The sequence below is a fragment of the Schnuerera sp. genome (assembly GCF_035459645.1).
GTDB lineage: Bacteria > Bacillota > Clostridia > Tissierellales > Tepidimicrobiaceae > Schnuerera.
The window spans coordinates 1-2,600 of the sequence record NZ_DATHXO010000227.1 but is presented as its reverse complement, the minus strand read 5'-3'; the positions used below and the strand labels follow the sequence as shown (position 1 = coordinate 2,600).

The following is a 2,600-nucleotide window of genomic DNA, read 5'->3' as shown; positions in this document are numbered from 1 at the left end:
CTTTTAACTTACCTAGATAATCAACCTTTTCTATATTCATGGAAGTTGGGTCCTTTTTATCCTGTCCTACAATTGCTTCCAACATTAAGGTTGCATCAGTTACATTTCTTCCAAAAGTTCCTATTTGGTCCATAGAATTGGCCAATGAAATAAGTCCATATCTAGAAACAAGTCCATATGTTGGTTTAATTCCTACAACTCCACAATAACTAGCAGGTTGTCGGTTTGAACCTCCTGTATCAGAGCCTAATGCCAAAGCTACCTGCCCAGCTTTTACTGCAGCAGCAGAACCTCCACTGGAACCTCCTGGTACCCTTTCCTCATCTATAGGATTTTTAGTTACACCAAAATAAGAACTCTCTGTTGAATAACTTGCTGCAAATTCATCCATATTTGTTTTACCTAAAATAATTCCATCAGCCTTTTTAATCTTTTCTATAACTGTAGCTTCATAAGGAGGTAGGAAATTTTCAAGCATTTTTGACCCACAGGTAGTCTTTATATCTTTTGTAATTATATTATCTTTGACCCCTATAGGTATGCCTCCTAATATTCCTAAATTCTCTCCATTTCTAATCTTATTATCTATCCTATCTGCTGCCATAATTGCTTCTTCTTTAGTCAATGTAATAAAGGAGTTCAAACTGCCTTCTACTTCTTCTATTCTATCAAAATGAGCCTTTATAATTTCTTTGCTAGATATTTCTTTATTTTTGAGTTTTTCTTTCATTTCTACAGCTGATAATTTTACTAAATCCATTCCAACCACCCCTTTTAATCCATTACTCTTAGTAATTTAAAATAACCATATTCTTGTTCTGGAGCATTTTTAAGTGTTTCTTCTTTATCTAGCCCCTCTTCTCCTAAATCTTCTCTTAATGATTCTTCTTTTAAATTAATAAAATTCATGGCTTCTACTCCATCTGTATCTACTTCATTTAAATTTTTTAATTGTTCTAATACATTAGAAAACATTCCCATAAAAATATCAATTTCTTTTTCAGACAATTTAAGTTTACACATTTCAGTTGCTTCTTTTATATCTTCTTTTGAAATCATTTTCTAACCTTCCTTTCCTTGTATAATTTTACCATTGAAAATATAATCTCTTATTATATTACTGTAAAATTTCTAATAACCTTTCTTCATTTATTATCTCAATACCTAGCTCCACAGCTTTGTTATATTTAGAACCAGGATTTTCACCTACAATTACATAATCCGTATTGCTACTTACAGAACCCGTTACTTTTCCTCCCATTTCTTGTATTTTTCCTTTTAATTCCTTTCTAGCATAGGATGCTATAGTTCCAGTAATTACTATAGTTTTATCTGTGAATATAGAATCTTCAAGGGTTGTTTCTTCATAATGAGGCTTTACCCCTTCAAATAGCAATTTATCTATTCCTTCTAAAATTCTACTATCATGAAAAAATTCAATTATACTATCTGCTATTTTAGGTCCTATATCTGGTACATCTATTAATTCTTCATAAGTAGCATTTTTTATGGCATTTAAAGATTTGAATTTTGTTACTAAATCTTGAGCTGTTTTTAATCCTACATTGGGAATTCCTAAAGCATATATAAAAGCATCTAAGGTAGTATCTTTGCTAGCTTCAATGGCTTCCAATAAGTTTTTAGCTCTTTTATCTTTAAATCCTTCAAGTTTTAATAAATCCTCATATTTTATTTCATATATATCGCCTACATCCTTAAGGTCTAATTCTTCAAACAATTTTTCTGCTGTTTTTTCACTTAATCCTTCTATATTCATAGCATCTCTACTAGCAAAATGTACTATTCGAGACACTAATTGAGGTTTACAAGTCAAAGAATTTGGACAAAATATATGGACCCCATCCTGTATTAATTCACTATTGCAAGCAGGGCAATGGCTGGGTTTTTCTATTTTAATCGTTTCTTCTTCTGTATCTACCACTCCCATTATTTCTGGAATTACTTCATTAGACCTTCTAATAAATACTCTAGAACCTAAAGCTACCTTTTTCCTGAGTATATCATCATAATTATTCAATGTAGCCCGTCTTACAGTTGCTCCTCCAATTTCCACTGGTTCCAATATAGCAGTAGGAGTAACTTTCCCAGTTCTACCTACATTCCATTGAACAGATAGTAATTTGGTAGTAGTTTCTTCTGCTTCAAATTTATAAGCTATTGCCCATCTTGGAAATCTCATGGTATAGCCAAGGGCTTCACGAGTTTTCATATCATTGATCTTAATTACTGCCCCATCTGTTAATATGTCTAAATGATGTCTTGCTTCTTCTATATTTTCTACTTCTTTAATCACTTCATCTATAGAATTACACTCTTTGGCATAATCATATACTGGTAATCTATTTCCCTTTATAAATTCAAGCATTTCCATATGTGTGGTAAATTTTTTTCCTTCTATATAACCTATATTATAAAAGTATGCTACTAAATTTCTTTCTTTAGTTATTTTTGGGTCTAAATTCCTTAAAGCTCCTGCAGCTGCATTTCTTGCATTTTTAAGTGGCTCTTTGGCTGTCTCGTTGTATTTTTGAAGAGCAGATAAAGGCATTAGCCCCTCCCCTTGCACTTCAATGGTTCCT

The 2,600-nt window shown here is 31.9% G+C and carries 3 protein-coding genes; all 3 read right to left on the bottom strand.

The annotated features are described in order from the left end of the window. The coding region (locus VK998_RS05385; RefSeq protein ID WP_325226341.1) for an amidase at nucleotides 1-760 on the bottom strand (760 nt) is incomplete at its 3' end. A gap of 14 nt (nucleotides 761-774) precedes the next feature. After that, nucleotides 775-1,059 (bottom strand): Asp-tRNA(Asn)/Glu-tRNA(Gln) amidotransferase subunit GatC, encoded by a 285-nt coding sequence (gatC, locus tag VK998_RS05380; RefSeq protein WP_325226340.1) that lies wholly within the window; start codon nucleotides 1,057-1,059, stop codon nucleotides 775-777. A 58-nt stretch (nucleotides 1,060-1,117) separates the two neighbouring features. Beyond that, the coding region (gene ligA / locus VK998_RS05375; protein ID WP_325226338.1) for an NAD-dependent DNA ligase LigA at nucleotides 1,118-2,600 on the bottom strand (1,483 nt) is incomplete at its 5' end.

Bases quoted from the DNA above. Each gene is read 5' to 3' on its own strand.
- gatC (WP_325226340.1), bottom strand. From the start codon at position 1,059: ATGATTTCAAAAGAAGATATAAAAGAAGCAACTGAAATGTGTAAACTT.